This is a genomic window from Methyloversatilis sp. MC4-4, assembly GCF_049843555.1.
Classification (GTDB): Bacteria; Pseudomonadota; Gammaproteobacteria; order Burkholderiales; family Rhodocyclaceae; genus Methyloversatilis; species Methyloversatilis discipulorum_B.
Genome location: NZ_JBBHZK010000001.1, coordinates 770,373 through 795,282 on the forward strand (window position 1 = coordinate 770,373; position 24,910 = coordinate 795,282).

Consider the following 24,910-nt stretch of genomic DNA (forward strand, 5'->3'; position numbering starts at 1 on the left):
TTCCGGTGGGGTGTCGATGAGTGCCGCTGACACCACACCGACCTCCGGTCCGCTGCACGGCGGGCCGGATCTACACCTTCCCCTGCATCGCCTGATCCGTCGCGCAGCTGTTTGCGTGTCTGCGGATGCATCGCTGCGCGAAGCGCTGACTCGAATGAACGACGAGCGCGTCGGTTCGGTGCTGGTGACCGAGGCGGGGCGTGCGATCGGCATCCTGACGCTGCCCGACCTGCCGGGGCGCGTGCTGCTGCCCGGCCTGTCGCTCGACACCCCGGTGGCGCGGGTGATGAGCAGCCCGCTGCACGTGCTCGACGCCGATTGCAGCGGCGAAGACGCGGCGCGGCTGATGGCCCGCCACGACGTACGCCACATCGCGGTGACCGATCACGACCAGCGGCTGCTCGGCGTGATTGCGCAGAACGATCTGTACGCGAGGCTGCGCAGTGACATCCGCTCGCTTGCCGGTCGCATCCATGCGGCGGGCGACCTGGACGCGCTGGCCGACGCTGCGCGTGCGGTGCGCCGCTTCAGTGTTGCCCAGTTGCAGGACGGCAGTTCGGCCGAGGCGCTGACGCTGCACCTGTCCGCGCTGAACGACGCGCTGACCGCACGCGCCATCGACCTCGTGCGCGCCACTCACCCTGACGGTGCGGTGTTCGACCGCGTGCGCTGGTGCTGGCTGGCCTTCGGCTCGGAAGGGCGGATGGAACAGACCTTCTGCACCGATCAGGACAATGGGCTGGTGTTCGATGCGCCGCCCGGTCTTGCCGCGGACAGTGTGCGACCGGCTCTGCTGCGTGTCGCCGGCGACATCAACCGCGCGCTGGCGCAGCTCGGCTTTCCGCTGTGCGAAGGCGGGGTGATGGCCGGTCAGCCGCGCTGCTGCCTGTCGCTCGACGAGTGGCGCCAGGCCTTCGCCGACTGGATCGCCGAACCGCAGCCCGAGGCGCTGCTGGCGGCCAACATCTTCTTCGATCTGCGGGCGCTGCACGGTGACGCCGCACTGGCCGACGCGCTGCTGACGGAACAGGTGGCCCAGGCTGCTGCCGGCACCCGCTTCCTGCGTCTGATGGCACAGAACGTCTTGCGTGCACGTGTGCCGCTGGGCCTGTGGGGACGCCTCCGCGTCGACGACGTGCGCGACGCACCGCACACGCTGGATCTGAAGGCCGGCGGCGCGCGCGTCTTCGCCGACTGCGCGCGGCTGCTGGCCCTGCGCGATGGCGTCGCCGCGCGCTCTACCAGCGCGCGGCTGAGGGCGCTTGCGCGGCAGGGTGGGCTGGCCGGCGACGACGTCGAGGCGATGATCCGCGCCTTTTTCTTCGTCCAGCAACTGCGGCTGCTGCACCAGGGCGAGCGCGCGTCAGCCGGTGCGCACCCGGCGGCAAACCGCATCGATCCACATGCGCTCAACGCGCTCGACCGGGCCGTGCTGAAGCAGGCGCTGGTCCAGGCGCAGCGCCTGCTCGACCGCATTCGCATCGACTGGCAGCTGCCCTGAATGCATGCTGCACCGCCATATCGAGGCGATGTAAGCGGGCAGTAAGATTGGACTGCATCATGTGCGTCACGTCATGGGTGTTTGTGTCGCCGCGATTCGTCGCTGCGCTTGCATGACGACAACAAGGCGTCGCGACGACTTCGCCGACATGACGCCACAGGAGGAGACCTGTATGCAGTTGTCAGAACGGCACCGCGAATACTGGCGCCGGAATCTTCGCATCACCGCGGTTCTGCTGGCGATCTGGTTCCTGGTCACCTTCGTACCCGTCTATTTCGCGCGCTCGCTGAACGAGATCACCTTCCTCGGCTGGCCGCTCGCCTTCTACATGGGGGCGCAGGGCGCGCTCATCGTCTATGTGATCATCATCGGCTACTACGCACGGGTGATGAACCGGCTCGATCGTGAGTACGGCGTGAGCGAGGACCGCTGACCATGCCTCACACGCAGGCCACCTTCAATCAGCAGTTGAAGAAGATGTACAGCTGGTACGCCGGCGGCTTCTTCATCTTCGTCGCCTTCCTGGCAGTCGCCGAACAGCTGGGCATGTCGTCGCAGTGGATCGGCTACATCTTTATGTTCTCGACCATCGCGCTGTACGCCGGCATCGGCGTCATGAGCCGCACCGCCGACGTGGCCGAGTACTACGTCGCCGGCCGGCGGGTGCCGGCGCTGTTCAACGGCATGGCGACCGGCGCCGACTGGATGTCCGCCGCGTCCTTCATCGGCATGGCAGGCACGCTGTATTTCAGCGGCTACCAAGGCCTGGCTTTCGTGATGGGCTGGACCGGCGGCTACTGTCTGGTCGCGCTCTTCCTCGCCCCCTATCTGCGCAAGTTCGGCGAATTCACGATTCCCGATTTCCTCGGCGCCCGCTACGGCGGCAACCTGGCGCGTCTGATCGGCGTCGTCGCCGCCATCCTCGCGTCCTTCACCTATGTCGTGGCGCAGATCTACGGCGTCGGGCTGATCACCAGCCGCTTCGTCGGCCTGGAATTTGAGGTCGGCGTATTCGTCGGCCTGGCCGGCATCTTGGTGTGTTCCTTCCTCGGCGGTATGCGCGCGGTGACGTGGACCCAGGTCGCGCAGTACATCATCCTCATCGTCGCCTACCTGATTCCGGTGGTCATCCTGTCGACCAAGGTGACCGGTGTGCCGGTGCCGCAGGCGATGTACGGTCAGGTGCTGCAGAAATTGACGGCCAAGGAGACCGAACTGTTCGCGGCGCCGAAGGAGGTCGAGGTCAATGCGCTGTACAAGGCCAGGGCCGACGATTTCGACAGGAAGATCCAGGGCCTGCCCGGCTCGCTCGACGCCGAGCGCGCGCAGCTGACGGCAAAGCTCGACCAGCTGAAGTCGGCCAACGCGCCGGCCAAGCAGATCGCCGCCGCCGAAATGGCGCTGCGCAACATTCCGAAGACCGAGGCCGAAGCGCGACGCAAGTGGGGCGAGGCGCGCAAGCTGGCCGAGGCGAAGGCGAGGCCACCGCTTGCGCACACCCAAGCGCACGCCGGCAAGGACCAGGCGGACTCGGACAGCAAGCGCCTGAACTTCATCGCGCTGGTGATCTGCCTGATGATAGGCACCGCCTCGCTGCCACACATCCTGATGCGCTACTACACGACGCCCAGCGTCAAGGAGGCGCGCGAATCGGTTTTCTGGTCGCTGTTCTTCATCTTCCTGCTCTACTTCACGGCACCCGCCTACGCGGTGTTCGCCAAGTGGGAGGTGTACAACAACCTGGTCGGCTCGACCATTTCCACCCTGCCGGGCTGGGTCGCCTCATGGGGCAAGGTCGGGCTGGTGAAGATCGACGACATCAACGCCGACGGCATCCTGCAACTGGCCGAACTGACGCTGAACACCGACGTGATCGTGCTGGCGACACCGGAGATCGCCGGCTTGCCCTACGTGATCTCCGGACTGGTCGCCGCCGGCGGCCTGGCGGCGGCGCTGTCCACGGCCGACGGTCTGCTGCTGACCATCGCCAATGCGATGTCGCACGACGTCTATTACAAGGTGATCGACCCGAATGCCTCGACCCAGCGCCGGCTGGTCATTTCGAAGACGCTGCTGCTGGTGGTGGCGCTGATCGCTGCCTACACGGCGTCGCTGAAGCCGGACAACATCCTCTTCATGGTGGGGCTGGCGTTCTCGATTGCCGCGTCGGCCTTCTTCCCGGCGCTGGTGTGCGGCGTGTTCTGGAAGCGGGCGAACATGGCAGGTGCGGTCACCGGCATGGTGGCCGGGCTCGGCATGTGCCTCTACTACGCGGCCATCACGCATCCCTTCTTCGGCGGCGACATCAGCAACGCGTGGTTCGGCATCGAATCGATTTCATGCGGCTTCTTCGGCATTCCGACCGGTTTTGTCGTGCTCATCGTCGTCAGCCTGCTGACGCCGGCCCCCGACGCCGAAACGCAGGACCTGGTCGAACATGTCCGTTACCCGAATCTTGGCACCTCGGCGCGTAGCGCGCCGACTGGCGGCGGCGTAGATCACTGAAGGCACGACCCCGCCTATCCCTAGACCGGCCGCGCAACCCGCGCGAAAGCCGGCACCTGTAAGGCAAGAGGCCCGCCAAAAGCGGGCCTTCTGCTTTCCGGCCCGCCGCATTCGAGGTGCGCTCGGGCGCGAACAAGCGGCAGGGTTTCTGATATAGTCTTGCGTCTTCGCGGAGAGGTGGATGAGTGGTTTAAGTCGCACGCCTGGAAAGCGTGTTTAGGTGAAAACCTAACGCGGGTTCGAATCCCGCCCTCTCCGCCACTGAAAAAACCTTTCGAATCAAGCGCCTGGTTGTTCTGCCAGGCGCTTTTTTTCGTTCACGGCCTCCGATTCCGGAGACCTGCGTCGGGCGCAGGCGCCGCCTTGCCCGGTCATGCGCGAATTCGCGCGCGCGGTTCGCCGGTCGTCGCCGACGCCTTCACTGCCATCACACATGCCGACGTCACCGGCCCAAGGTGTTGCTCACCGTTAATGCAGGTGTGTTTCCCGGGCGCGTCGGGAGGTGCCGGTCCACCATGACAGACGGTTTCTCATGGTGGTTGATATGACACGACATGGTTTCAGTCAGCCACCCGGGCGTGCGCCTTGGGTGGTCTCTCCGCGTGAGGCATCGGCTTCGCCGCGCCCGTCGGCCGTGTCGGCGAGGTTGCGCCATCGTCATGTGGTGTCCGCACGCTGCCGCCTCGGGTGACGGCGGCGCCGATCGTCGTCGGTCGCCGCGTGCCGCCCGGTTCCGGGCGTGTTTCTTGCACTGTCGTCGCCGACCAACCATGAGGCGTGTCCGGGCCTTGGCCAGCCATTTCGTCGGTGAAGCGCATTCCCTGAAAAGACTGCAGCTGCGTTACGCAGCGTTCTATCTCGGTCTGCTGCTGTTTTCCGGCGCGATGGGGTGGGGCGGGCTGCAGCTGTGGCAGGACGCCGCCGGCGAACGCGACCGGCTTGCCGGAATGAGCGCGGAGGTACTGGAGATGCGCGGCAGCCTCTACCGTCAGATCAAGGAGGTGTTCGACCACGCCTTTCTCGGCGACGTTGGCGCGGCGCTCGAGTTCGCGCATTACGCCGACGACATCGACCGCCACTTCGACCTCGTCTATCGACAGGTACGACAGTCCGAGGAGCGGACAGCCGTCGATGCGCTGCGTCTGGCCTACGAGGGCGTGCGCGGCTATGGCGAAGCGCTGTTGCGCGCATCGCCCGACGCGGCGCGTGCCGAGGGCAGCCGGCTCGACCTGCAACTGGAGCGCGGCGCATTCCATGATTTCGAGCTGCGGCTCGGCGAGTTCGAAAGCCAGCTGCAGCAACAGCGTCGCGCGGTCGATCGCCGGCTCGGTGTGCTGCACGCGGTGGTGCCCTGGCTGCTCGCCTTGCCGCTGTTGCTGGCCACCGTCATCTTCATCGTGTTCCGGCGCTATCTGCGCAGCGCCGTGGCCGAGCCGCTCGCCGCCATCATGGACGCCACCCGCAATATCAGCCGCGGACAACTGCAGCATCGGGTGCCGGAGCGCGGTGCAGCCGAACTGGTCAGGCTGTCGCACGCGATCAATTCGATGGCGGCCGATCTGGCGGCCAGCCGCGAAGCGCTGCTGTGTGCCGAGAAACAGGCCACGCTGGGCGCGCTGGTGCCGGTGGTGGCGCACAACATCCGCAATCCGCTGGCCAGCATACGGGCCACCGCGCAGGTGATTGATGACGCCGCGTTGCCGGCCGACGTAAGGGAAGGGCTGGCCGGCATCATCGCCGCCGCCGACCGCCTGGATGGCTGGACCTATTCGCTGCTGTCCTACCTGCATCCGCTGCAGCCGCAGCGCGTACCGCTGCAGGTGACGGCGCTGTTCGACACCGTTGCCCAGCTGGCGCGCGATCGCATGGAGGCACGTGGCATCCGGCTGCGGCGCATCGGCTGGGGCGAAGGCGGCATGGTCGAGCTGGATGCCCAGTTGATGGAGCAGGCGCTGCTCGGCCTGCTGATCAATGCCATCGAGGCGTCGTCGCCGGGTGGCGAAATCGTGCTGCGGCACGCCAGCGTCGGCGGCCAGGTGTCACTGTCGGTACGCGACCATGGCAGCGGCATGAGCGGCAGTCCGGCGCTGCGCGGGCTGCGGCCGGTCGCCACCACCAAGTTGCAGGGCAGCGGCCTGGGCATTCCGTTCGCCGCAAAGGTGTGCGACGTGCACGGTGGCCGGCTCGAATTCATCCATCACGACCCCGGCACCGAAGCGGTCATGGTGTTGCCATCGAAGGAAGCGCATGTTGTCGAACCCTGGAACGATTGACGTCGACGAAACCTTGCCGCCGGCGCCATCCACCGCGGCGCGCCTGCTGCTGGTCGAGGACGAGGCGCTGTTCGCGCGCGCGGTGACGCGCCGGCTCGGCAGCGCCGGCTATGCCTGCCAGCACGCGACGACGCTGTTGCAGGCGCGCGAGGCGCTGGGCGGCTTTGCGCCTGACGTGGTACTGCTCGACCTGCGTCTGCCTGACGGCCACGGCCTCGACCTGCTGGCCGAACTGAATGGCGACAATCGTGCCGCGCCGGTGGTCGTGCTGACCGCCTACGGCGAGGTCGAGGATGCGGTCAGGGCGATGAAGCTGGGGGCCGCCGACTACCTGAAGAAGCCGGTCGATCTGGAAGAGCTGCAACTGGTGGTCGAGCGCGTGCTGCGCACCGCCGGCCTCAGGCAGAAGGTGGATTACTCGCGCAGCCGCGAAAGCCATCACAGCCAGGTCAGCGAGAACGCGCTGCTGCTCGGCGACAGCCCGGCCATGCGGGCGGCGCGCGAACAGGTGGTCGCGCTGGCGGGGCTGACCGGCAGCAGCCTCGCGCCGCCGCCCACCGTGCTCATCGTCGGCGAAACCGGTACCGGCAAGGACGTCGCGGCGCGCCTGCTGCATCGCGCCGGGCCGCTGCAGGACCGTCCCTTCGTGCAGATCGACTGCGCCTCGCTGCCGCGCGAACTGATCGAAGCCGAACTGTTCGGCCACGAGAAGGGCGCCTATACCGGTGCCCAGGGCGCGCGCGCCGGTCTGCTCGAAGCGGCCGAGGGCGGCACCGCTTTCCTCGACGAAATCGGCGAGCTGCCGCTGGACATGCAGGCCAAGCTGCTCAACGTGATCGAGCGACGCGTCGTGCGGCGCGTCGGTTCGGTGCGTGAGCGGCCGATTGCCGCGCGCTTCGTCGCCGGCACCAATCGCGACCTGCCGGCGATGATCGCCGCCGGTCAGTTCCGCGCCGACCTCTACTATCGGCTCAATGTGGTCACGCTGACCATGCCGCCGCTGCGTGAGCGCGGCAACGACGTGACCCTGCTGGCCCGCCACTTCGCGGCGCAGACGGCGCGCCGCTATGCGCTCGACGAACCCGGCTTCGACCCGGTCGCGCTGTCGGCGCTGCAGCGCTATCACTGGCCGGGCAATGTGCGCGAACTGAAGCACCTGATCGAGCGTGCCGTGCTGCTGTGCCAGGGGCGGGATATTGGTGCCGCCGACCTCGGCCTGCCGTCGGCGACCATCGCCAGCGCCGACGCCACCGCGGTGCCGTTCGCGTCGATGACGCTGGACGAGGCCGAACGCTGGCTGATCGAACGCACGCTGGACCGCGTGCGCGGCAATGTGTCGGAGGCCGCGCGCCGGCTCGGCGTGAGCCGCATGACCTTGCGCTACCGCATCGAGAAGCACGGTCTGCGCGGCGCGGTCGAGGACTGAACGCGGCCCGCAGCGGCGGAAACGGAAAGGGCTCTGCCGCAGCAGAGCCCTTTGTCGCATGTGACGGCGCGATCAGCCGCGCATCTTCTTGCGCGCCTGCACGCCGATCAGGCCGAGACCGGCGGCCAGCATGGCCCAGGTCTGCGGTTCCGGCACCGGCGGCGTATTGGGCATTTCGGTGAAGCCGGTGACGTCCCACCCCATGTCATCGAGGATGGCGTAATCGAGTTCTGTCAGGTGGCGTCGCTCACCCATGGACAGGCCCCACGCAAAAAGCGCTGTCTGCAGGGTGCCGTCGTCGAGCTTGCCCTGGATGTTCGATGCAAGACGGGTGCTCGAGGAAATGATCTCCTCCATCGGAATTGCCTGCAGTACTCCGCGGGGGTTGCGCACACCGTATTCCTCTTTCGCGTGTGCGCCGTTGAACCGGCCCACTCCACTCAACAGCGGATACCAGGCATCGGACGTGACGTTCGCGCCGAGAATCGAGACCAGACCTTTCAACGTCACACTGTAGAGATCCCATTGTCCGGCGAAGGATTCCCCCGTGCTTACATCGGTATCTGCGTACCAGTTCGCGGAGCTGTCATAGGTGATCGTGCCACCCCACATCGCAGGTTCGTCGGGCCAGTTCTCCTGACCGCGCGTCCTGGCGTTCTGCGCAAACTCACCGAATTGCGACGTGGTACTGGTGACCCCGTTGTAGGTGCCCATCTGGGACGCGATCGGAATGCTCTCTCTCGATTGGTTAAGACCGACATTGCCGCTGCCGACAAAGATGCGCAGTTCGCCAGCGGCGAGGTTCGCGTTCTCGATTCTGGTCTGCAGCCCGGAATTGTTCGGCTGATTGAACTCGATGACATAGCCGTCGCCGCCCGGTGTTGACTGGATTGCCGTGAGGTCGTCGAACACCCGCGTCTCGAAGGCCTGTGCGGCCTGCTCCAGCGTCGCCCTGCGCTCGGCGGTAAAGAAGCCGCTGCTGTCGTAGCTGTAATCGAACACGATGTTCACGTAGGCGTGGGCGCTGCCGAAGGTCGATCCGAGTGCGAGCGCAAGCGCCAGTCTGCGGAAGTTGTTCAAGGTCTGTCCTCCTGTTTGTTGGATACGTGTGCCGCGCAAGGGGTGGCTGCGCGCAGTCATGACTTCATGCGGCACAACGCAAATTCCGTTCCTTCCGCGGGAGCGAATCACCGTTGCGCTGTGCGACGCGGCCCGGCGCGCAGTGGCCGAATGCTCCGCTCGTATGGAGCCTTGCTGGCGGTGGTTGATGTCATGCAGGGTGGTTGATCACAACCACCTGTGCTGGACGTGGCGTACTCAGCGCCGGTGTCGTCGTGCGCGGGCGATCAACAGCGGCAGGGCGCCCAGCAAGAGCAGTGCGGGCGCCGGTTCGGGCACCGGGCTGGCGCTCCAGACGGCGCTCTGACCCGAGGTCGCCATCGTGCTGTCCAGCCATGTGCGATAGGCACCCGGCTGCACGAAATAGGAATGCTGCCCGTCGCTGGCCGAGGCGATGCCGATCAGCAGACCCGTGCTGTCGTCGGCTTGGCCGGCGAACAGCGAACCGCCGCTGTCGCCGCCCTGCAGCAGCGCATTGCTGTTGGGGGCGGGGCCGACTGCGATGTACCAGACGGTCAGTTGCGCGCCGTTGTCGCCACCCGCGGTGTCGAAGGCGTCGACCAGCGTCGTGTAGGCCAGGCTCCTTTGTCCTCCATCGGCCGCGACCGCGGCGGTCGCCTCGGCGCCGGCCCTTGCCGAAGCTGAGTCGATCACCGTCGCATTGAGCGTCGGGAAGAGCGGGGCGTCGAGCGGTGTGGCGAGGTGGAGCAGGGCGATGTCATGGCTCGGGAAGGCGGCGCCGGGCGCGACGTAGGCGGCGTCGATGGCGGCGCTGCCGTAGGCTGACTGGAAGGTGGTGCCGCTGTGCGCGACATGGGCCGCGGTCAGCACCCAGTTCGGCGCGATCAGGATGCCGTCCAGGCCATTGCTGCCGACTGTGCCGAGGTGGCTGAAGGCATTCGTAGGGCTGGCGCCGTTGAGGGCGTGCGAAGGCGCCGCCAGCAACAGGGCGGCGGAGAGAGCGAGTGCGTGCAGCAGGGATCGGTGCATCGTGGCCTCGGGGTGAGCGTGCGAAGGGCGTGCGGCTGCAAAGCAAAAAACCGGCCGCCGCCGCTGCGGGCGCGGCGACCGGACGCTGCGCTCAGCGCATGCGACGGCGTGCAGCGAAGCCGAGGACGCCGAGGCCGGCCAGGAACATCGCGTACTCGGACGGCTCCGGCACCGGCGCCAGTGCCGACGCCGCAAGGCGGGCACTGGCATAGGTCGGCACATAGCCCGTCACGTAGATCGAGTACTGAGTCTGGTCCTCTTCACCGCCCTCCCACAGGCGGATGGCTTCTTCGGCCGTTGTCCAGCCGTTGGCGCCGGTGATCTTGACCCAGTACCAGGCCGAGGTGCCCGGGCTGCTGCCGTCCGGGTCGTCCACGTTTACGTCGGTTTCGAAGCGCACCCAGTCGGCATCGTAGGTACCGATGCCGGGCTCGTTCATGCCTTCGGCCGAGCGGCCGATCGAGCGTGCGTACTCGTCGGTGACCGGCCCGGTGATGTCGACCTTGGAATAGCCGCCCTGCACGCTGGCAGCCCCGGCGAAGCCGCTGCGGAAGGCGTCGTTCACCTCGAAGGCGAGACCGGTCGAATCCCACACGCTGGCATTCATGTCCAGCCGCATACCGAAAATGTAGGTGCCGGCCCCGTTGCCATAGACGCGGTCGGACAGGCTGCCGACCGTTGTCGTGCCGGCGGTCAGCGTGCGCGTGGTGCTGGTGAGCAGACTGAAGCCGGAGGTCGCAGTGGAGACCGAGCCGGCGCCGCAGGCGACGCTGGTCGAGTTGCCGGTGCCGCTGTCGCCGCACACCTGCATGATGGTGCCGGTCGATGGCAGCGATACGAAGGCGGCGTGCGAGGGGGCGGCGACGCCGGCCAGGGCGAGTGCGCCGGCGGCGCAGATCAGGCGATGTTTCATGATGCTCTCCTTGGGTGGACAGGCTGTTGAAACGGGAACCGGATGGCCCCGATACGCTGATTTCTGTTGTGACGGAGGCCGACGGCAATGCCGCCGGCCGCGATCTGCGCTCAGTGGGTCGGAACGAAGCCGCTGAACCACAGCGAGGTCTGTTCCTGGCCCTCGCTCTCGCCGGCGTTCCACAGCCGGATCGCGTTGGCGCTCAGCTGGTAGCCGCTGGCGGTGGTGCGGACGTAGTACCAGGCGGTGCGCACCTTGCCGGGCGAGCCGGTGTCGAGGGTTTCGTCCTCGTCCTCGCCGCCAGCGACCTCTTCCTCGTCGTCGTCGTCATCGCCGCCGCCTTCTTCCGGTATCTGGACGAAGAGCGGCGAGAAGAAGTCGACCACGCCGAGGTCGAAGGTCTTCTCGCCTTCATTCAGGCCGACGCTGGTGCGGCCGACCTGGTCGATCGCCTGGTCGCTGACCCGGGCGTTACGCCAGCCGGCCGCCAGCGAGGCGCTGCCGGAGAAGCCGTAGCGGAAGATGTCATCGACTTCGAACGGGTAGCCGGTGCCCCAGTCGCTGTCGTTCAGGATGACGCGGGTGGCGAATACGTAGGTGTTGGAGAAAGGCTTCTTCCACACCCGGTCGAGCACCTTGCCCACCGTCACCGCGTTCACGACGATGTTGGTGCGCCGTGCGTTCAGCAGCAGATAGCCGCCTGGGTTGGAGCCGGGCCATGCATTCGTGCGGCAGGTGGGCGTCGGGTTGCACGAGGTCATGACCAGTGCGCCGGACATGTTCAGCGTGACGAAATCGGCCATCGCCGGTGCGGACAGCGCACCGCAGGCGAGCAGCAGGGCACCGGACAGCAAGGTTCTTCGCATCGTTATTCCTCCTGACTAGACATGGGCCGGCGCGCGGTCTGCCCGCCGGATCGGTGTCCGCTGCCTGCCGGAACCGTGATTGGCTCCGCCCTTCCCGTTGGCATGGACTTATGCAGACTAGGAGGTGAAACGGAAATTCTTCAGGGATGAATGCCCTGTTAAAGAGGGGAATTTCTCACTTTGAAAAACATTGCAAAACAATGACTTGAATATTGATTTCGCAAGCGCGAACAGTCTCCTCCCCGTCGCGCGAAGATGACTTTGGCGTGACCGCTGCCGGCGAGGCGCGGGGAGGGTCAGAGGTCCAGTCGATAGCTCATGCCCAGCCACACCGCGCGCGGTGCGCCCGGTGCGACCATGGTGGTGTTCAGCCAGTCGGCCGAGTTGTAGTTCCAGCCGCTTTCACCGATGGCGCCGTTCACGCTCGGCGCGAAGGGCGTGACGCCGAGGCGGCCGGCGGTGAAGTAGTCCTTGTCGAGCAGGTTGTTGATCTGCAGCATCGCGGTCCATCGACGATCGATCTTGTAGGTGGTCGTCAGGTTGAAGATGGCGTAGCCCGGCAGCTTGCCGCCGTAGCGAAAGGCGCGGCCGGGCGGTGTGGTGCTCTGGTTGATGACGGTGCAGGCGGGGTTGCCGCAGTAGAACGAGCCGGTTTCCTTGTCGGTGCCGCCCGTGGTGTGGTCGTTGTTCTCGTTGCCGCGCAGGAAGGACGGCGAGTGCGCGACCATGCCCAGCTTGAAATGCAGCTTTTCGGTCGCCTGATAGCCCAGGGTAAGGTTCATGTTGTGTTTCGACACGCCGGGCAGCGTATCGCCCGGTTCGACATGGATCATCTGGTAGGTGCCGTATCCGCTGTTCAGCGACGCACCGGGGCTGGGTATGGTGGCGTTCGGTCGCGAGTTCCGGTCGAAGTCCGCGCTGCTGTTGTGCGGGCTGTTCATGTAGAAGTCGGACTCGAAGGTCGCTTCGGTGTAGGCGTAATTGACGCGAAAGTCGAACTTGTCTAGCTTGCCGTTCACACCCATTTCCAGACCCTGGCGGCGGGTGTTGCCTATCGTGTCGAAGTAGCTGCGGCTGGGCGACACGCCGATCATGTAGATGTCGTTGCTCAGATCGGTGCGGAAGGCGGTGATGTTCCAGCCTATGCCATTGTCCAGCGTGCCGCGGGCGCCGATCTCGTAGGAGTGCGAACGGATCTGCGGCAGGAAGGGGTCACCGGACATCGTGTTCGGCAAGTGGCAGACCGGCGCCACGGTGGCTGCCGGTATTTCGAAGCCACCGCGGATCACCGTCGAGCGGTCGATGGCGCAGCCGAGTTCGATCACCGACGGCACGCGTGCTCCGCGGCTGTAGTTGGCGAACAGGTTCACTTTTTCGCTCGGCAGCCAGCTCACACCGGCGGCCGGGTTGAACGAGCGATAGATGTGCTTCTCCCGCTTTTCTGCGCGGTCGACGTTGGCCGGGTCGTAGGAAATCCACTCCGGGAAGTAGTGACACTCGTCCGGGTAGTTGCCCCAGCACAGGATGGAGCTCTGTGCTGGCGGCGCGTTGTTCAGCTCGGTCAGTTCTCCGGTCGATGAACGGCCGCGCAGCCAGTTGTTCACCTTGGTCACGTTGTAGCGGGCGGCAAACGACAGATGCAGGTTGTCGCGCGGCGTCCATGTTTCGCTCAGGTAGACACTGCGCGTTTTCGAACTGCCGCCGAAGTCGTTCACCTCGACCTCGTTGTGCGCGGCGTAAAAGCGCGGATCGATCTGACCCGGCCCGTAGCCGACACTGCCGTAGTAGAAGTGGCGGTCGGCGTCGAGCAGGCCGAGGCGCTGGCTGCTGTAGTAGGTGGTGCCGCTGCGGTCGAGCGATGCGCCCACCATGAACTTGTGGTGCTCGAAGTTCCAGTTCAGCTGCAGAGACATGCCCTGGCCGGCCTGGTCGAGCGCGGTGCGCGTACCGCGTGCGATCGGCGTGCCGTTCACTACGCCCGGCTCCGTGGTGCCGCTTGCACCGTTGGCGCCATTGCGCACCTGCCCGAAGTTGGAATTGACGGGTGCGGCGTCACACGGCGCGTTCAGCGGAATGTTGTTGTCGGCGAAATAGTCCTCGTCCAGATCGGCATAGGCGCAGTAGCGGTTGTACTGCGCGGTCACCGAGCGCCGGTCGTCCAGTTCCTCGAAACCTTCTTCGTCGATGTCGCCGTTGAAGCCTGAGCGCTCGCTGTTGCGCCGGTAGCTCATCGCGGTGATGTTGAAGCTCTCCGACACCTCGAACATGGCCGACCACTGGTACTGGTTCAGTTCGTTCTTCGTTTCGTCGGGCGAACTGAACACCGATTCAGGCCGGCGCTGGTAGTCCTCCAGCGGGATGAGGCCGTTGCCGACGAGGTCGGTGTCGACCTTGAGCATCGAGAAACCCAGCAGCAGGCGGTCGATGGCGATCTCGTTCTTGACGAAGAGCTGGCGCAGCGCGCTCGGCGAGTTGTCGCGCCAGCCGTCCTCGGCGAAGCCGTGCAGCGCGACGAAGCCGGCGACCGGCCCCTTGCTGCCGCCGGCCGAAAGCTGCACCTGGTTGCGCCCCCACGAGCCGCCGAGATACTTCGCCTCGACGCCGGGATCGGTGAAGCCGCTCTTGGTGCGCATCGACAGCGCGCCGCCCAGCGTATTGAGGCCGAACAGCGGATTCGAACCCGGGAACACGTCGAAGCGCGACAGCGCGTTCATCGGGATCATGTCCCAGTTCACAACGTCGCCGAAAGGCTCGTTCATGCGTATGCCGTCGAGGAAGACCGACAGCCCCTGTGGCGTACCGACCTGCGGGCCGGCGGTGAAGCCGCGGAACTGCACGTCGACCTGGAAGGGGTTGCCCTGGTAGTCGTTGACGGTGACCGACTGCATCTGCGAATTCATCAGATCGGTCAGCGACAGACTGTTGCTGTCGCGGATGTCCTTTGCTGTGATGCTCTGGACATTGGACGGGATTTCCTCCCGCGTCAGTCCGAGACCGGGCATCGGGCCGATGTCCTGCGGCCGCCGTTCACGGATCAGGATGGGGTCGAGGATGATGGCGTCCGCCCCGGGTTCGGTTTCAGTGGCCGGCGCCGGCGGCCCTGCGACCTCGTCGGGCGGCGTCGGCGCCTGCGCCTGAGCGGCGTCGATGCAGAGCGCGGCCAGGCAGTACGCCGCGATACGCAGATTGAATTGCAACGGCTCCTCCTCCTGGCAGGCGCGGTGACCTGCTGCGAACGCCCTCGCCAGCCGGCGGGACGTTTTCCTTGTGTGCTGCCCGGCAGCGTCCGCGTGCGGGCGGGACAGCCGAGGCTGGAGGCCAGAAGCAAGGGCGGGGCCAGACGTGCGGGCGACCGGGCCCGGCCGCCGCACGCGTGCGGAACGTCGTACCGGCTCTGATCGTGGTGGTTGATATGCACCAGGGTGGTTGTTTGCCTTCGTCATGGCCGGCGACTCATCGGGCATGTCGCACCGGACGGCCGGGAGTGCGTCGCCGGTTTCTAGGGAAGGTCACGCGGCGGGATCAATGCCCGGGTGGTCGGCACGCTTCCTGCAGAAGGGCTGACCACGGCGGCTGCATCGCCGCACAACATTCACAGACAGGAGGATGGACATGCGACCCGTATTCAAGGCGCTGGCCGGTGTGCTGGCGTCGATGACGCTGGCTGGTGGCGCGCAGGCCAATATCGAATTCGTGTTCGACTACAGCCATGACGGCAACGGCGTCATGACGAACGAAATGAAGGCGCTGCTCGAACAGGCGGCCGGCACGATCGAGGCGAGCATTTCCGACCAGCTGAGCGCGATTTCACCGCAGGGCGACTTCGCGCCCAGCATCTTCTTCACGCCGCCGGACACCGGCACGTCGTCGCGGGCGGTCGATACCATCGGCGCCAACCAGATCTATGTGTATGTCGGCGGGCGCGCGGCGCTCGGCGCACCGCACCTGGCGCTCAGCGGCGCCGTGCGCAACGCGACGCGGCCGGCTTCGGTGCCGGCGAACGATCCCGCCTTCCTTGCCTACCGCGACGAACTGCGCAGCCGCGGCCAACCTGGCGCCATCGCGTCGACACCGACCGACTACTCGCCCTGGGGCGGCTCGCTCGCCTTCGACAGCGAAGCCAGCTTCTACGTCGACGACGACATCTCGACGCTGGAGTCCTTCGAGGGCCAGTACGACTTCTACACGGTCGCGCTGCGCGGTCTGCTCGGCATCCTGGGTTACGGCGTCGGCGGTGCGGGCACACCGGTGGCGTCCTACCACGCCAATGTCGACAGCGAGAACCTCACCTTCGTCGGCGCCAACGCACTGGCCGAGTATGGCGAGGGCGTGCCGGTGTACTACCGTTACGACGAGGAGAACGATCAGGAAGTCATCGACGAGCGCTTCCTCGACGACAGCGTGGTCAGCACCGTCAATGGCGTGACGCAGACCGCGCTGATGACGCAAACGCTGAACACTGGCGAGCGCCGTGCGCTTACCGCGCTCGATTACGCCATCCTGCGCGACATCGGCTGGCAGGCTGCACCGGTTCCAGAACCGGCTGAGTACGCGATGTTCCTCGCCGGGCTTGGCGTGCTGGCAGCGGTAGCGCGCCGGCGCAGGGCCTGAGATACCCGCCGGAATGAAAATGGCCTGCTTGCGCAGGCCATTTTTTTGTCCGCAAGCGGTCGGCGGTCTACTGCAGCGAGCGGTAGTTGTGCATCACTTGCGGCACGTAGCGTTGCGTTTCGGCGTAGGGTGGAATGCGCCCGCCGTACTTCTGCACCGCGCCCTCGCCAGCGTTGTAGGCGGCCAGCGCCAGTTCGAGCTGGCCGTCGAAACGGGCCAGCAGGTCGCGCAGGTAGAGCGCGCCACCCAGCACGTTCTGGTCAGGGTCGAAGCGGTCGGCCACGCCATAGCGGCGGGCGGTGGCCGGCATCAGCTGCATCAGGCCGGCCGCGCCCTTGGGTGATACCGCCCGCGGGTTGTAGGCCGATTCGGCGCGGATGACCGCGTGCAGCAGGCTGGCTTCGACGCCGGCCGCACGCGCTGCGCGTTCGATCCGTGGCGCGTGCAGCCGGGCCGACGGGTGCTCGGCGCGCGCCGCCACCGGCGCGGCTGCTGCATCGCGCTCGCTGCGCAGCAGCAGCTCGAAGCCTTCACCGCCCGGCGCGTCGGTCAGCACCAGCGCGCCGTCGGCGTCCTCCTTCACATAGACGTCGGCCTGCGCTGCAGCGGCCCACAGCAGCGCGAGCAGCAGGAAAACGGAGCGGGCGGTCGTTGAAGTCATCTGCAGGAAATACGCGGGCGATAAAGTTGCGGGTATTGCAAGCATGCTGCGGAATGTTTTCAGCGATATTGAAATAAAGCGGAAAGCATCGGCCCTGTTTGCTTGATGCGGTCGATGCACGGCGACTAGACTCGGTACGATCATGACACGTCACATTACGGCTATGAACCGGATTTCTCAACGCGGCTTTACCCTGCTTGAACTGCTGGTGGTGATGGTCATCATCGGCCTGCTGGCCGGATACGTCGGCCCGCGCTTCTTCAGCCAGATCGGCAAGTCCGAGGTCAAGGCGGCGCGTGCGCAGATCGATGCGCTGGAAAAGGCGCTCGACCAGTTCCGGCTGGACAACGGGCGCTACCCGACCACCGAGGAGGGCCTGAAGGCACTGGTCGAGCGTCCGTCGACGACCAGCAAGTGGTCGGGCCCCTATCTGAAGAAGGCGGTTCCGCTCGACCCGTGGGAACGCCCCTATATATATAAGGCACCTGGCGAACACGGTGAGTACGATCTGAGCTCGCTGGGCAAGGACGGCCAGGCAGGCGGCACCGAAGAAGCCGCCGACATCACGAACTGGTGACATGCTTTTCCGCATTCGCGCACTCGACGTCACCAATCGCATCACGCAGCTGCAGGTCGAAGCGTCCGACGAAGCGTCGGCACGCGCACAGGTTCAGGCCGACGGCCTGACCGTGCTGTCGGCGGCGCGTGCGCACACGCTGTCCTTCAACCGGCAGCGCTTTCCGGTGCTGCTGTTCTGTCAGGAGCTGCTGGCGCTGCTGCGTTCGGGCCTGTCGCTGGTCGAAGGTCTCGAGGTGATGGCCGAGAAGGAGGGCCGCACACTGTCGCGCACCGTGCTGACCGCGTTGATCGACGCGCTGCGCCAGGGCAAGACGCTGTCGATGGCGATGTCCGCCCAGACCGCCATCTTTCCCGATCTGCTGGTGGCGATGATCCGTGCGTCCGAGCGCACCAGCGACCTCGATCAGGCGCTCGAACGCTATGTCGCCTACAGCGAACAGCTCGACAGCCTGCGCGGCAAGCTGGTCGCGGCGGCCACCTATCCGGTCATCCTGCTGGTGGTGGGCATGCTGGTGGTGCTTTTCCTGCTGGTGTTCGTGGTGCCGGAGTTCTCCAAAGTGTATGAAGATATTTCCACCGAACTGCCGCTGGCGTCGCAGTGGCTGCTCGCGTGGGGCCATTTCGTCAAGGCGAATTCGGCTTCGTTGGGGCTGGGCCTGCTCGTGGTGGTGATCGGCATCGCCTGGACGGTGCGTCAGCCGGCGTTCCGGCAGGGGCTGATGGCCCAGTTCGAGCGCGTGCCCGGCATCGGCAGCCGGATGCGGGTGTTCCGGCTGGCGCGCTTCTTCCGCACGGTGGGCATGCTGCTGCGCGGCGGCATTCCGGTCGTGCAGTCGCTCGAACTGGTGCGCGAACTGCTGCCGCTGCCGATGCAGCAGAGCCTGACGCGCGCATTGCTGTCGATACGCGAGGGCCGTGCCGCGTCGGACGCCTTCACCGAGGTCGGTCTGAGCACCGCGGTGGCGTCGCGCATGCTGCGCGTCGGTGAGCGCGCCGGCAATCTGGGCGACATGATGGAACGCATCGCAGCCTTCCACGACGAGGAAATGACGCGCTGGCTCGACCGCGCGACCCGGCTGTTCGGCCCCTTGCTGATGCTGGTGATCGGTCTGGCCATTGGCGGCGTCGTGGTGCTGATGTACCTGCCCATCTTCCAGCTGGCGGAGAGCCTGCAATGAGCGCGCTGCCCGCCAACGCGGTGCCGTCGCCGATTACAGGCGATCTGCTGACGCGCGCCCGCGTGCAGGCCGGGCGCGGCTCGGTCATGCAGGCCCTGATCGATCTGTCCGGCAGCACGCCTGACGACATGTGCGCCCGGGTCGCCGCCCAGCTCGGGCTGCGTGCGATGCACAGCGCTGACCTCAACGCGCTGACGATGACGCTGGGCGGCATCCGCTTTTCCGAGGCGCTGGCGCGCTCCGTGGTCGTGGCCACCGACGAGACGGGGGCACGCGTCGCCGTGGTCGCCGACCCCTACGACGCTGCGCTGCAGGACTGGCTGGCGGTTACGCTGCACGACAGCTTCGAGCTGCGCGTCGCCACGCGCGACGACATCACCGCCGCGCTGGCGCGGTTCGAGGAGAGCCAGCGTGCCTCAGCCGGGCTTCTGGACGAAGGCGAGCAGGTCAGCAGCAGTTCGGCCGAAGTGCTGTCGCTGGCGCGTATCGCCGACGACGCCAGTCCGGTCGTGCGGGTGGTCAATTCGACACTGTACGACGCGCTGAAGCAGGGCGCGTCCGACATCCACCTCGAATCCGTGCCGGCCGGCATGCAGGTGAAGTACCGGGTCGATGGCGTGATGGTGCGCGTCGGTCAGATCGCCGGCGCCGACACCGCCGAACAGGTCATTTCCCGCATCAAGGTACTCGCAGAACTGGACATCGCCGAGCGGCGCGTGCCGCAGGACGGCCGCTTCAAGGTGGCCTACGCCGGTCGTGACATCGATCTGCGGGTGTCCATCATGCCCAGCGTGCATGGCGAGGACGCGGTGCTGCGGGTGCTCGACAAGGAGCACCTGACCGAAGAACTGAAGGCGCTGACGCTGGAAAGCCTGGGCTTCGACGACATTGCGCGCGCTGCGCTGCGCAAGCTGGCGGCCGAACCTTACGGCATGCTGCTGGTGACCGGCCCGACCGGCTCCGGCAAGACCACCACGCTGTACGCGACCATCGGCGAGATCAACCACGGCCTGGACAAGATCATCACCATCGAGGACCCGGTCGAGTACCAGTTGCCCGGTGTGCTGCAGATTCCGGTGAACGAGAAAAAGGGACTCACCTTCGCGCGCGGCCTGCGCTCGGTGCTGCGGCACGACCCGGACAAGATCATGGTGGGCGAGATCCGCGACGGCGAAACCGCCGAGATCGCGGTGCAGGCAGCGCTGACCGGTCACCTGGTGCTGACCACGGTGCACGCCAACAACGTGTTCGACGTGATCGGCCGCTTCCTGCACATGGGCGTGGACCCCTACAACTTGGTATCCGCCCTGAACGGCATCGTCGCCCAGCGCCTGCTGCGGCTGAACTGTCGCCACTGCGCGGCTCCGCAGGTGCCGGAAGCGGCGCAGCTTGAGGAATCCGGCCTGGCTGGTCTGATCGGCGCGGGCGGCTACGACTTCCGCGCCGGCACCGGTTGCGGCCACTGCCGGGGCACCGGCTACAAGGGCCGGCGAGCGATCGCCGAACTGCTGGTGCTGGACGACGAACTGCGCGAGCTCATCGTTACGCGCGCCCCGATGCGACAACTGAAGGAGGCCGCGCGCGCGCGCGGCACGCGCACCCTGCGCGAAGCCGGTCTGGCCCTGGTGGCCAGCGGCGAAACCAGTCTGGCGGAATTGAACCGTGTCACTTTTGTCGTCTGAGGCGCTGACGCTCGAAGTCGGTCCGCACGGCGTATCGCTCGGCCGGCACGGCGTGGCGCAGATGCTGTCGCTGGACAATCTGGCCGCCTCGCTCGACGCCTTGCCGGCCGAGGCGACGCCGCGTCGCGCTGCGCTGCAGGTGACGGTGGACAATGCCTGGGCGCGCTGGCAGGTGATCGAGGTGCCGCCCGGCGTCGTCGGCCACGACGAGCAGCATGCGCTGGTGCGTGCCCGCATGATCGAGGTGTTCGGTAGCGCAGCCCAGGGCTGGGTGTTCAGCTGGGATGCACGGCCGGCGGCCAGCGTGCTCGCCTGCGCACTCGATGCCGCGCTGGTGCAGCGCCTGCAGGCCTGGTGTGCCGCGCGCAGCGTGAAGCTGAAGAGCATGCAGCCGGCCTGGCTGCGCGCCTACGCCGGGCTGCGCGGTGACGCAGCGACCGGCGGATTCGCCCAGTTGCGCCATGGCTGGCTGTGCATGGGCCTGTGGGCCGGTGGTCGTTGGCTGCACGTGCGCGGCGAGGCACTGGCCGATCCGGCCGCTATCGGCGCCGTGCTCGAGCGCCGGCTCAGCCTGTTCGACGGCGAACTGTCGGGCGGCCAGCTCTTCCTGCACGGCTCGCCGTCAGTGACCCTGCCGCGTGGCTGGCGCTGCGTGGCCGGAGGTGGCGCATGAGCAGGCGCCCGGCCGTTCCCGAAATCGATTTCGTCGCCCGTCGGCGTGCGCCCGGCTGGCTGGGCTGGCTGGCCCTCGCGCTCGGTTGCGCCGCGGCCGCCTTCGCTGCCGAGCGTTACGACACGCTGGGGGGGCTGGTCGAGGCGCAGCGCGCCGACAACCGTCGCGCCGCGCGCGCCGCCGAACAGGCGCGCGTACTGGCGCGACGCGACCAGGAGGACGCCGGTCTGCGCGCCCGACTGGACGTCGCACGCACGCTGTCGCTGCAGATGGCACGTGACTGGCAGCCACTGTTCGCCGACCTCGAAGCCCTCGCCGGACAGCACGCCGACGTCGCGCTGCTGTCGGTCGAACCGGACGCCGCGCGCGGACTGCTGCGCGTGACCGGCGAGGCGAAGGATCTGAATGCGCTGTTCGCCTACGCCGAATCCTTCGCCGACGCCTCGTCGCTGGCGGCGCCGCGCATCGAGGTGTTTGAATTCAAGCAGCGCGAGGGGGTGCAGGTGGTCGCCTTTTCGCTGCGTCTGAACTGGAGGCGCGCATGAAGCGGCTGCAGGCACATCTGGCTTACGCGCTGGCGCGCGCGGGCTGGGCGGGCGCCGTCGGCGTGGCGCTGCTGGCGTTCGCGCTGGCCATCCACTTCGGCGCGGCAGCGCCTCTGCAGGCCGAACTGGACACGCTCGAAGCCGAACACGAGGCGCTGGCCGAGCGGGTGGCGCAGGGCGTCAAGGTCGAATCGCCGCGCGAACAGCTGGCGCGTTTTGACGCGGCGCTGGTCGAGCGCAAGCGCCTGCCGTCGCTGCTGGCCGATCTGTCGAAGACGGCGACCGCCGGCAAGCTGGCGCTGGCGCGCGTCGAAAGCCGCGAGTCGCAGCCGCTCGGTTCGGGCTATGCGCGCCAGGAATACGTGTTCCCGCTGCGCGGCAGTTACCCGGCGCTGCGCGCCTGGCTGGCCGACATCCAGCGTCTGTCGCCAGCGGTGCTGGTGGACGATGTAGTGCTGCGCCGCGAAGACATCGCGCGCGATACGGTCGACGCCACGGTGCGCGTGTCGATCCTGATGAAGGACGCTTCATGAGCCGCGGCCTCGTCATTGCGTTGATCACAACGCTGATTGCAGTGTGGTACGCGGCCGGCATCGAGGACGATGCAGGCGACGCGGCCGGCCTGGTCGCGGAACCGCGCACCTCGCGCAGCACGGCGGTGGCGACTGCCCGCACGTCGGCGGTGGAGCAGGGGAACACGATCGCTGCGCTGCCGGTGCGGGCGGCAGCCGAGGTCGGGCATGACCTGTTCGCCGCGCACAGTTTCCTGCCGCCGCCTCCCAAGGTGAGCGTGCAGGCCGGACCGCCACCGGCACCGGTCGCGCCACCCTTGCCCTTCCGTTACCAGGGCCGGATGACCGAAGGTACGTCCACCGTCGTCTTCCTCGCCCAGGGGGAGCGCATGCTTGTCGCGCGCCAGGGCGATTTGCTGAACAACCAGTACCGCGTCGAATCGGTGAGCGCCAACGCCGTCACCTTCATGTTCGAGCCGCTAAAGCAGCGGCAGACCTTGTCCATCGGAAACGCCAAATGACTGCATTCCTCTCGCCCCGCATGCGTGCGGCCTTCCTGCTTTTCGCTGCAGTGCTTGCACTTGCGGGCTGTGCCACCAACAAGGCGTTCGAGGACGGCAAGCAGGCGCTGATGGCCGGCGACCAGGACCGCGCGCTCGGCCTGTTCGAGCAGGCGGCCAAGCAGTCTCCGGACAACGCCGAGATCCGCGCCACGCTGTACCGTCAGCGCGAAGTGGCCATCGCCCGCCAGCTGGCGCAGGCGGAGGCCGCGCGCATCGCCGGTAATCGAGAAGCCGCCGCCGCCGCACTTGACCGCGTGCTGGCGATGGACGCGCGCAATCCGCGCGCCATCTCGATGCGCGACCAGCTGCTGCGCGGCGTGCGTCACGACGCGATGGTGACCGAGGCGAATGCGATGTTCGTGCGCAAGGACGTGTCTGGCGCCGAAGCACGCGTGCGCAACGTGCTGGGGCAGGATGGCTCGCACGCCGGCGCGCGCGAGCTGCTGCGCCAGATCGAGGAGGCGCGGCCGAAGCAGCAGCAGCCGGCCGCGCTCGGCGACATGTTCCAAAAGACGGTGACACTGGAGTTCCGCGATACCTCGATGCGCAACGTGTTCGAGGCGATCGCCCGCTCGACCGGCATCAACTTCGTGTTCGACAAGGACGTGCGGCCCGACATCAAGGTGACGCTGTTCGTACGCAACACGACGGTGGCCGAAGTGATGCGCCTCATCCTGATCACCAACCAGCTCGAGCGCAGCGTGCTGTCGGAGAACACCGTACTCATCTATCCGAACACCGCGGCCAAGGTGCGCGAATACAAGGAGCTGATCACACGCACCTTCTTCCTCGTCAACGCCGAGGCGAAGCAGGTGCAGAACCTGATCAAGACCGTGATCAAGACCAAGGATATCTACATCGACGAACGGCTGAACGTGATCGTGATGAAGGACACCGTCGACGCGGTCCGACTGGCCGAACAGCTGGTCGAGTCGGTCGACGTGGCCGAGCCGGAAGTGATGCTGGAAGTCGAGGTGCTGGAAGTCAGCAGCAACAAGATGAAGGAACTGGGCATCGATTTCCCGGACCAGATCGGCTACGGCATCCTGACGCCCAATATCAGCAATTCAGTCAGCACCGCGGCGGGCATCACGACGACGACGACGCTGGGCGGCCAGTTGCTTCAGGGCAACATCAATCTGAAGGACACCAACGGTCTGGTCGTTCCCTACGTCAGCAATCCCGGTCTGATCCTGAATCTGAAGGCGACCGACGGCGCGGCCAATCTGCTCGCCAACCCGCGCATCCGCGTCAAGAACAAGGAAAAGGCCAAGGTGCACATCGGCGAGAAGCTGCCGGTGTTCACGACGACCTCGACCGCCAACGTCGGCGTGTCTGCGTCGGTCACCTATCTCGACGTCGGTCTGAAGCTCGACGTCGAGCCGCTGATCCACCCGGAGGACGACGTCGACATCAAGATGACGATGGAGGTGTCGAGCATCGTCAAGGAGGTGACCGGGCCGCAAAGCTCGCTCGCCTACCAGGTCGGCACGCGTTCGACCGCGACCTCGCTGCGTCTGAAGGACGGCGAGACGCAGATCCTCGCCGGCCTGATTTCCGACGAAGAGCGCACCAGCGCGTCGCGCCTGCCGGGCCTGGGTCACCTGCCGCTGATCGGCAAGCTGTTCTCGAGCGAGCGCGGCAGCAACAACAAGACCGAAATCGTCCTGCTGATCACGCCGCGCATCGTGCGCAATCTGAGCCGGCCGGCGCACATCGCGCCCGCTTTGCCGGCCGGTACCGAGGCGGCGGTGGGTGCTGCGTCGCTGTCGATCCGGCAGTCGGGCAAGGATCAGGGCATGCGCCTGTCGAGTTCGGGCGGCGGTGTTGCACCGGCTGCCGGTGCGGTGCAGTTCGCGTCGCCGTCGCGAGCCGTTCAGCCTGAACCGGCGCCGGCACCCGAGCCCGAGGAAGAGGCGGGCGGTGCCGAACTGCGCATGCAGTCATCAGGTGAGGTGGCCGCGGGCGGCGAGGCGGGGGTGATCGTATCGATGACCGCAGGCGCCGGCGTGCGCAACGCGACGATAGAGATCGTCTATGACCCGAACGTGCTGACCGCGCTCGGAACGGTGACCGCGCCAGGGCGTGCTGCGGTGACCCTGTCGGCTGCAGGAGCGGGGCAGGAGGCGCGCGCCGAACTGCGCTTCCGCGCGGCACCGAACGCGCCGGCAGGCGCCAGCAGCGTGCAGGTGGGCAATGTGGTGGCGCTGGGTGCGGACGGCAATCCGCTGCAGATCAATGCACCGTCGCCGGTGGATATCGTGATCCGCCCGTAAGCCGAACGCGTCGCCGATACGGCGACGTGCGCGCAAA

The 24,910-nt window shown here is 66.8% G+C and carries 20 protein-coding genes and 1 tRNA gene; 15 read left to right on the forward strand and 6 right to left on the reverse strand.

Translation table 11 applies throughout. The features are described from left to right. Positions 1-16: 16 nt before the first annotated feature. The 6 genes from WDZ97_RS03555 to WDZ97_RS03580 all read left to right on the forward strand — a co-directional run bounded on the left by WDZ97_RS03555 (position 17) and on the right by WDZ97_RS03580 (position 7,705). Entirely contained in the window at positions 17-1,501 is a 1,485-nt protein-coding gene (locus tag WDZ97_RS03555) for a DUF294 nucleotidyltransferase-like domain-containing protein (protein WP_425761808.1), read from the forward strand. Positions 1,502-1,673: 172 nt separating this feature from the next. After that, the gene (locus WDZ97_RS03560; RefSeq protein WP_019917939.1) at positions 1,674-1,934 is read left to right on the forward strand and encodes a DUF4212 domain-containing protein; all 261 of its coding nucleotides are present in this window, start codon (positions 1,674-1,676) and stop codon (positions 1,932-1,934) included. A gap of 2 nt (positions 1,935-1,936) precedes the next feature. Further along, complete coding sequence (locus WDZ97_RS03565; RefSeq protein ID WP_304003219.1) at positions 1,937-4,006, forward strand: cation acetate symporter; 2,070 nt, start codon at positions 1,937-1,939, stop codon at positions 4,004-4,006. Between the two features lie 171 nt (positions 4,007-4,177). Beyond that, positions 4,178-4,267: transfer RNA gene (locus tag WDZ97_RS03570), tRNA-Ser, on the forward strand. Between the two features lie 527 nt (positions 4,268-4,794). Further along, the gene (locus WDZ97_RS03575) at positions 4,795-6,279 is read left to right on the forward strand and encodes an ATP-binding protein (RefSeq protein ID WP_425761809.1); all 1,485 of its coding nucleotides are present in this window, start codon (positions 4,795-4,797) and stop codon (positions 6,277-6,279) included. Next, positions 6,254-7,705, forward strand: a complete 1,452-nt coding sequence (locus WDZ97_RS03580) for a sigma-54-dependent transcriptional regulator (protein ID WP_425761810.1) — start codon at positions 6,254-6,256, stop codon at positions 7,703-7,705. Before WDZ97_RS03575 ends, WDZ97_RS03580 begins: the two co-directional genes overlap by 26 nt. Before the next feature lie 72 nt (positions 7,706-7,777). Here WDZ97_RS03580 and WDZ97_RS03585 read toward each other — a convergent pair whose 3' ends face one another. The 5 genes from WDZ97_RS03585 to WDZ97_RS03605 form a co-directional block, all read right to left on the reverse strand. Continuing rightward, complete coding sequence (locus WDZ97_RS03585; RefSeq protein ID WP_425761811.1) at positions 7,778-8,785, reverse strand: PEP-CTERM sorting domain-containing protein; 1,008 nt, start codon at positions 8,783-8,785, stop codon at positions 7,778-7,780. Between the two features lie 237 nt (positions 8,786-9,022). Further along, positions 9,023-9,814, reverse strand: coding sequence for a trypsin-like serine protease (locus WDZ97_RS03590; RefSeq protein ID WP_425761812.1), 792 nt, complete (start codon positions 9,812-9,814; stop codon positions 9,023-9,025). A 91-nt stretch (positions 9,815-9,905) separates the two neighbouring features. Then, positions 9,906-10,727, reverse strand: a complete 822-nt coding sequence (locus tag WDZ97_RS03595; protein WP_341421140.1) for an FxDxF family PEP-CTERM protein — start codon at positions 10,725-10,727, stop codon at positions 9,906-9,908. A gap of 110 nt (positions 10,728-10,837) precedes the next feature. Continuing rightward, positions 10,838-11,593, reverse strand: coding sequence for a hypothetical protein (locus WDZ97_RS03600; RefSeq protein WP_304003228.1), 756 nt, complete (start codon positions 11,591-11,593; stop codon positions 10,838-10,840). Positions 11,594-11,889: 296 nt separating this feature from the next. After that, the gene (locus WDZ97_RS03605; RefSeq protein ID WP_425761813.1) at positions 11,890-14,790 is read right to left on the reverse strand and encodes a TonB-dependent receptor; all 2,901 of its coding nucleotides are present in this window, start codon (positions 14,788-14,790) and stop codon (positions 11,890-11,892) included. Positions 14,791-15,205: 415 nt separating this feature from the next. Between WDZ97_RS03605 and WDZ97_RS03610 the strand changes: the two genes are divergently transcribed. Next, complete coding sequence (locus WDZ97_RS03610) at positions 15,206-16,204, forward strand: PEP-CTERM sorting domain-containing protein (protein ID WP_425761814.1); 999 nt, start codon at positions 15,206-15,208, stop codon at positions 16,202-16,204. A 67-nt stretch (positions 16,205-16,271) separates the two neighbouring features. Here WDZ97_RS03610 and WDZ97_RS03615 read toward each other — a convergent pair whose 3' ends face one another. Beyond that, positions 16,272-16,865 (reverse strand): lytic transglycosylase domain-containing protein, encoded by a 594-nt coding sequence (locus WDZ97_RS03615; protein ID WP_425761815.1) that lies wholly within the window; start codon positions 16,863-16,865, stop codon positions 16,272-16,274. Positions 16,866-17,028: 163 nt separating this feature from the next. Between WDZ97_RS03615 and gspG the strand changes: the two genes are divergently transcribed. Genes gspG through WDZ97_RS03655 form a run of 8 tightly spaced genes read left to right on the forward strand, consistent with a single transcriptional unit; the run spans position 17,029 to position 24,873 of the window. Continuing rightward, positions 17,029-17,442: a type II secretion system major pseudopilin GspG gene (gene gspG, locus WDZ97_RS03620; RefSeq protein WP_020164955.1), complete on the forward strand. Its 414-nt coding sequence runs from the start codon at positions 17,029-17,031 to the stop codon at positions 17,440-17,442. Position 17,443: 1 nt separating this feature from the next. Next, on the forward strand, positions 17,444-18,622 hold the full coding sequence (locus WDZ97_RS03625) for a type II secretion system F family protein (protein ID WP_304003233.1): 1,179 nt from the start codon (positions 17,444-17,446) through the stop codon (positions 18,620-18,622). Further along, positions 18,619-20,304 (forward strand): GspE/PulE family protein, encoded by a 1,686-nt coding sequence (locus tag WDZ97_RS03630; RefSeq protein WP_341929861.1) that lies wholly within the window; start codon positions 18,619-18,621, stop codon positions 20,302-20,304. Before WDZ97_RS03625 ends, WDZ97_RS03630 begins: the two co-directional genes overlap by 4 nt. Next, complete coding sequence (locus WDZ97_RS03635) at positions 20,285-20,977, forward strand: hypothetical protein (protein WP_304003235.1); 693 nt, start codon at positions 20,285-20,287, stop codon at positions 20,975-20,977. Before WDZ97_RS03630 ends, WDZ97_RS03635 begins: the two co-directional genes overlap by 20 nt. Continuing rightward, on the forward strand, positions 20,974-21,522 hold the full coding sequence (locus WDZ97_RS03640) for a hypothetical protein (protein ID WP_304003236.1): 549 nt from the start codon (positions 20,974-20,976) through the stop codon (positions 21,520-21,522). The genes WDZ97_RS03635 and WDZ97_RS03640 overlap by 4 nt, the downstream gene beginning before the upstream one ends. Next, positions 21,519-22,055 carry a type 4a pilus biogenesis protein PilO gene (gene pilO / locus WDZ97_RS03645; protein ID WP_304003237.1) on the forward strand — a complete coding sequence of 179 codons (537 nt, stop codon included), beginning with the start codon at positions 21,519-21,521 and terminating at the stop codon, positions 22,053-22,055. Before WDZ97_RS03640 ends, pilO begins: the two co-directional genes overlap by 4 nt. Further along, the gene (locus tag WDZ97_RS03650) at positions 22,052-22,555 is read left to right on the forward strand and encodes a hypothetical protein (RefSeq protein WP_304003238.1); all 504 of its coding nucleotides are present in this window, start codon (positions 22,052-22,054) and stop codon (positions 22,553-22,555) included. The genes pilO and WDZ97_RS03650 overlap by 4 nt, the downstream gene beginning before the upstream one ends. Then, on the forward strand, positions 22,552-24,873 hold the full coding sequence (locus tag WDZ97_RS03655; protein WP_425761816.1) for a secretin N-terminal domain-containing protein: 2,322 nt from the start codon (positions 22,552-22,554) through the stop codon (positions 24,871-24,873). Before WDZ97_RS03650 ends, WDZ97_RS03655 begins: the two co-directional genes overlap by 4 nt. Positions 24,874-24,910 lie beyond the last annotated feature (37 nt).

Excerpts from the sequence above, each read along its gene's own strand:
- WDZ97_RS03555 (WP_425761808.1), top strand. The coding sequence starts at position 17 with ATGAGTGCCGCTGACACCACACCGACCTCCGGTCCGCTGCACGGCGGG.
- WDZ97_RS03560 (WP_019917939.1), top strand. The coding sequence starts at position 1,674 with ATGCAGTTGTCAGAACGGCACCGCGAATACTGGCGCCGGAATCTTCGC.
- WDZ97_RS03565 (WP_304003219.1), top strand. The coding sequence starts at position 1,937 with ATGCCTCACACGCAGGCCACCTTCAATCAGCAGTTGAAGAAGATGTAC.
- WDZ97_RS03580 (WP_425761810.1), top strand. The coding sequence starts at position 6,254 with ATGTTGTCGAACCCTGGAACGATTGACGTCGACGAAACCTTGCCGCCG.
- WDZ97_RS03590 (WP_425761812.1), bottom strand. The coding sequence starts at position 9,814 with ATGCACCGATCCCTGCTGCACGCACTCGCTCTCTCCGCCGCCCTGTTG.
- WDZ97_RS03595 (WP_341421140.1), bottom strand. The coding sequence starts at position 10,727 with ATGAAACATCGCCTGATCTGCGCCGCCGGCGCACTCGCCCTGGCCGGC.
- WDZ97_RS03600 (WP_304003228.1), bottom strand. The coding sequence starts at position 11,593 with ATGCGAAGAACCTTGCTGTCCGGTGCCCTGCTGCTCGCCTGCGGTGCG.
- WDZ97_RS03610 (WP_425761814.1), top strand. The coding sequence starts at position 15,206 with ATGCGACCCGTATTCAAGGCGCTGGCCGGTGTGCTGGCGTCGATGACG.
- WDZ97_RS03615 (WP_425761815.1), bottom strand. The coding sequence starts at position 16,865 with ATGACTTCAACGACCGCCCGCTCCGTTTTCCTGCTGCTCGCGCTGCTG.
- gspG (WP_020164955.1), top strand. The coding sequence starts at position 17,029 with ATGAACCGGATTTCTCAACGCGGCTTTACCCTGCTTGAACTGCTGGTG.
- WDZ97_RS03625 (WP_304003233.1), top strand. The coding sequence starts at position 17,444 with ATGCTTTTCCGCATTCGCGCACTCGACGTCACCAATCGCATCACGCAG.
- WDZ97_RS03630 (WP_341929861.1), top strand. The coding sequence starts at position 18,619 with ATGAGCGCGCTGCCCGCCAACGCGGTGCCGTCGCCGATTACAGGCGAT.
- WDZ97_RS03640 (WP_304003236.1), top strand. The coding sequence starts at position 20,974 with ATGAGCAGGCGCCCGGCCGTTCCCGAAATCGATTTCGTCGCCCGTCGG.
- pilO (WP_304003237.1), top strand. The coding sequence starts at position 21,519 with ATGAAGCGGCTGCAGGCACATCTGGCTTACGCGCTGGCGCGCGCGGGC.
- WDZ97_RS03650 (WP_304003238.1), top strand. The coding sequence starts at position 22,052 with ATGAGCCGCGGCCTCGTCATTGCGTTGATCACAACGCTGATTGCAGTG.
- WDZ97_RS03655 (WP_425761816.1), top strand. The coding sequence starts at position 22,552 with ATGACTGCATTCCTCTCGCCCCGCATGCGTGCGGCCTTCCTGCTTTTC.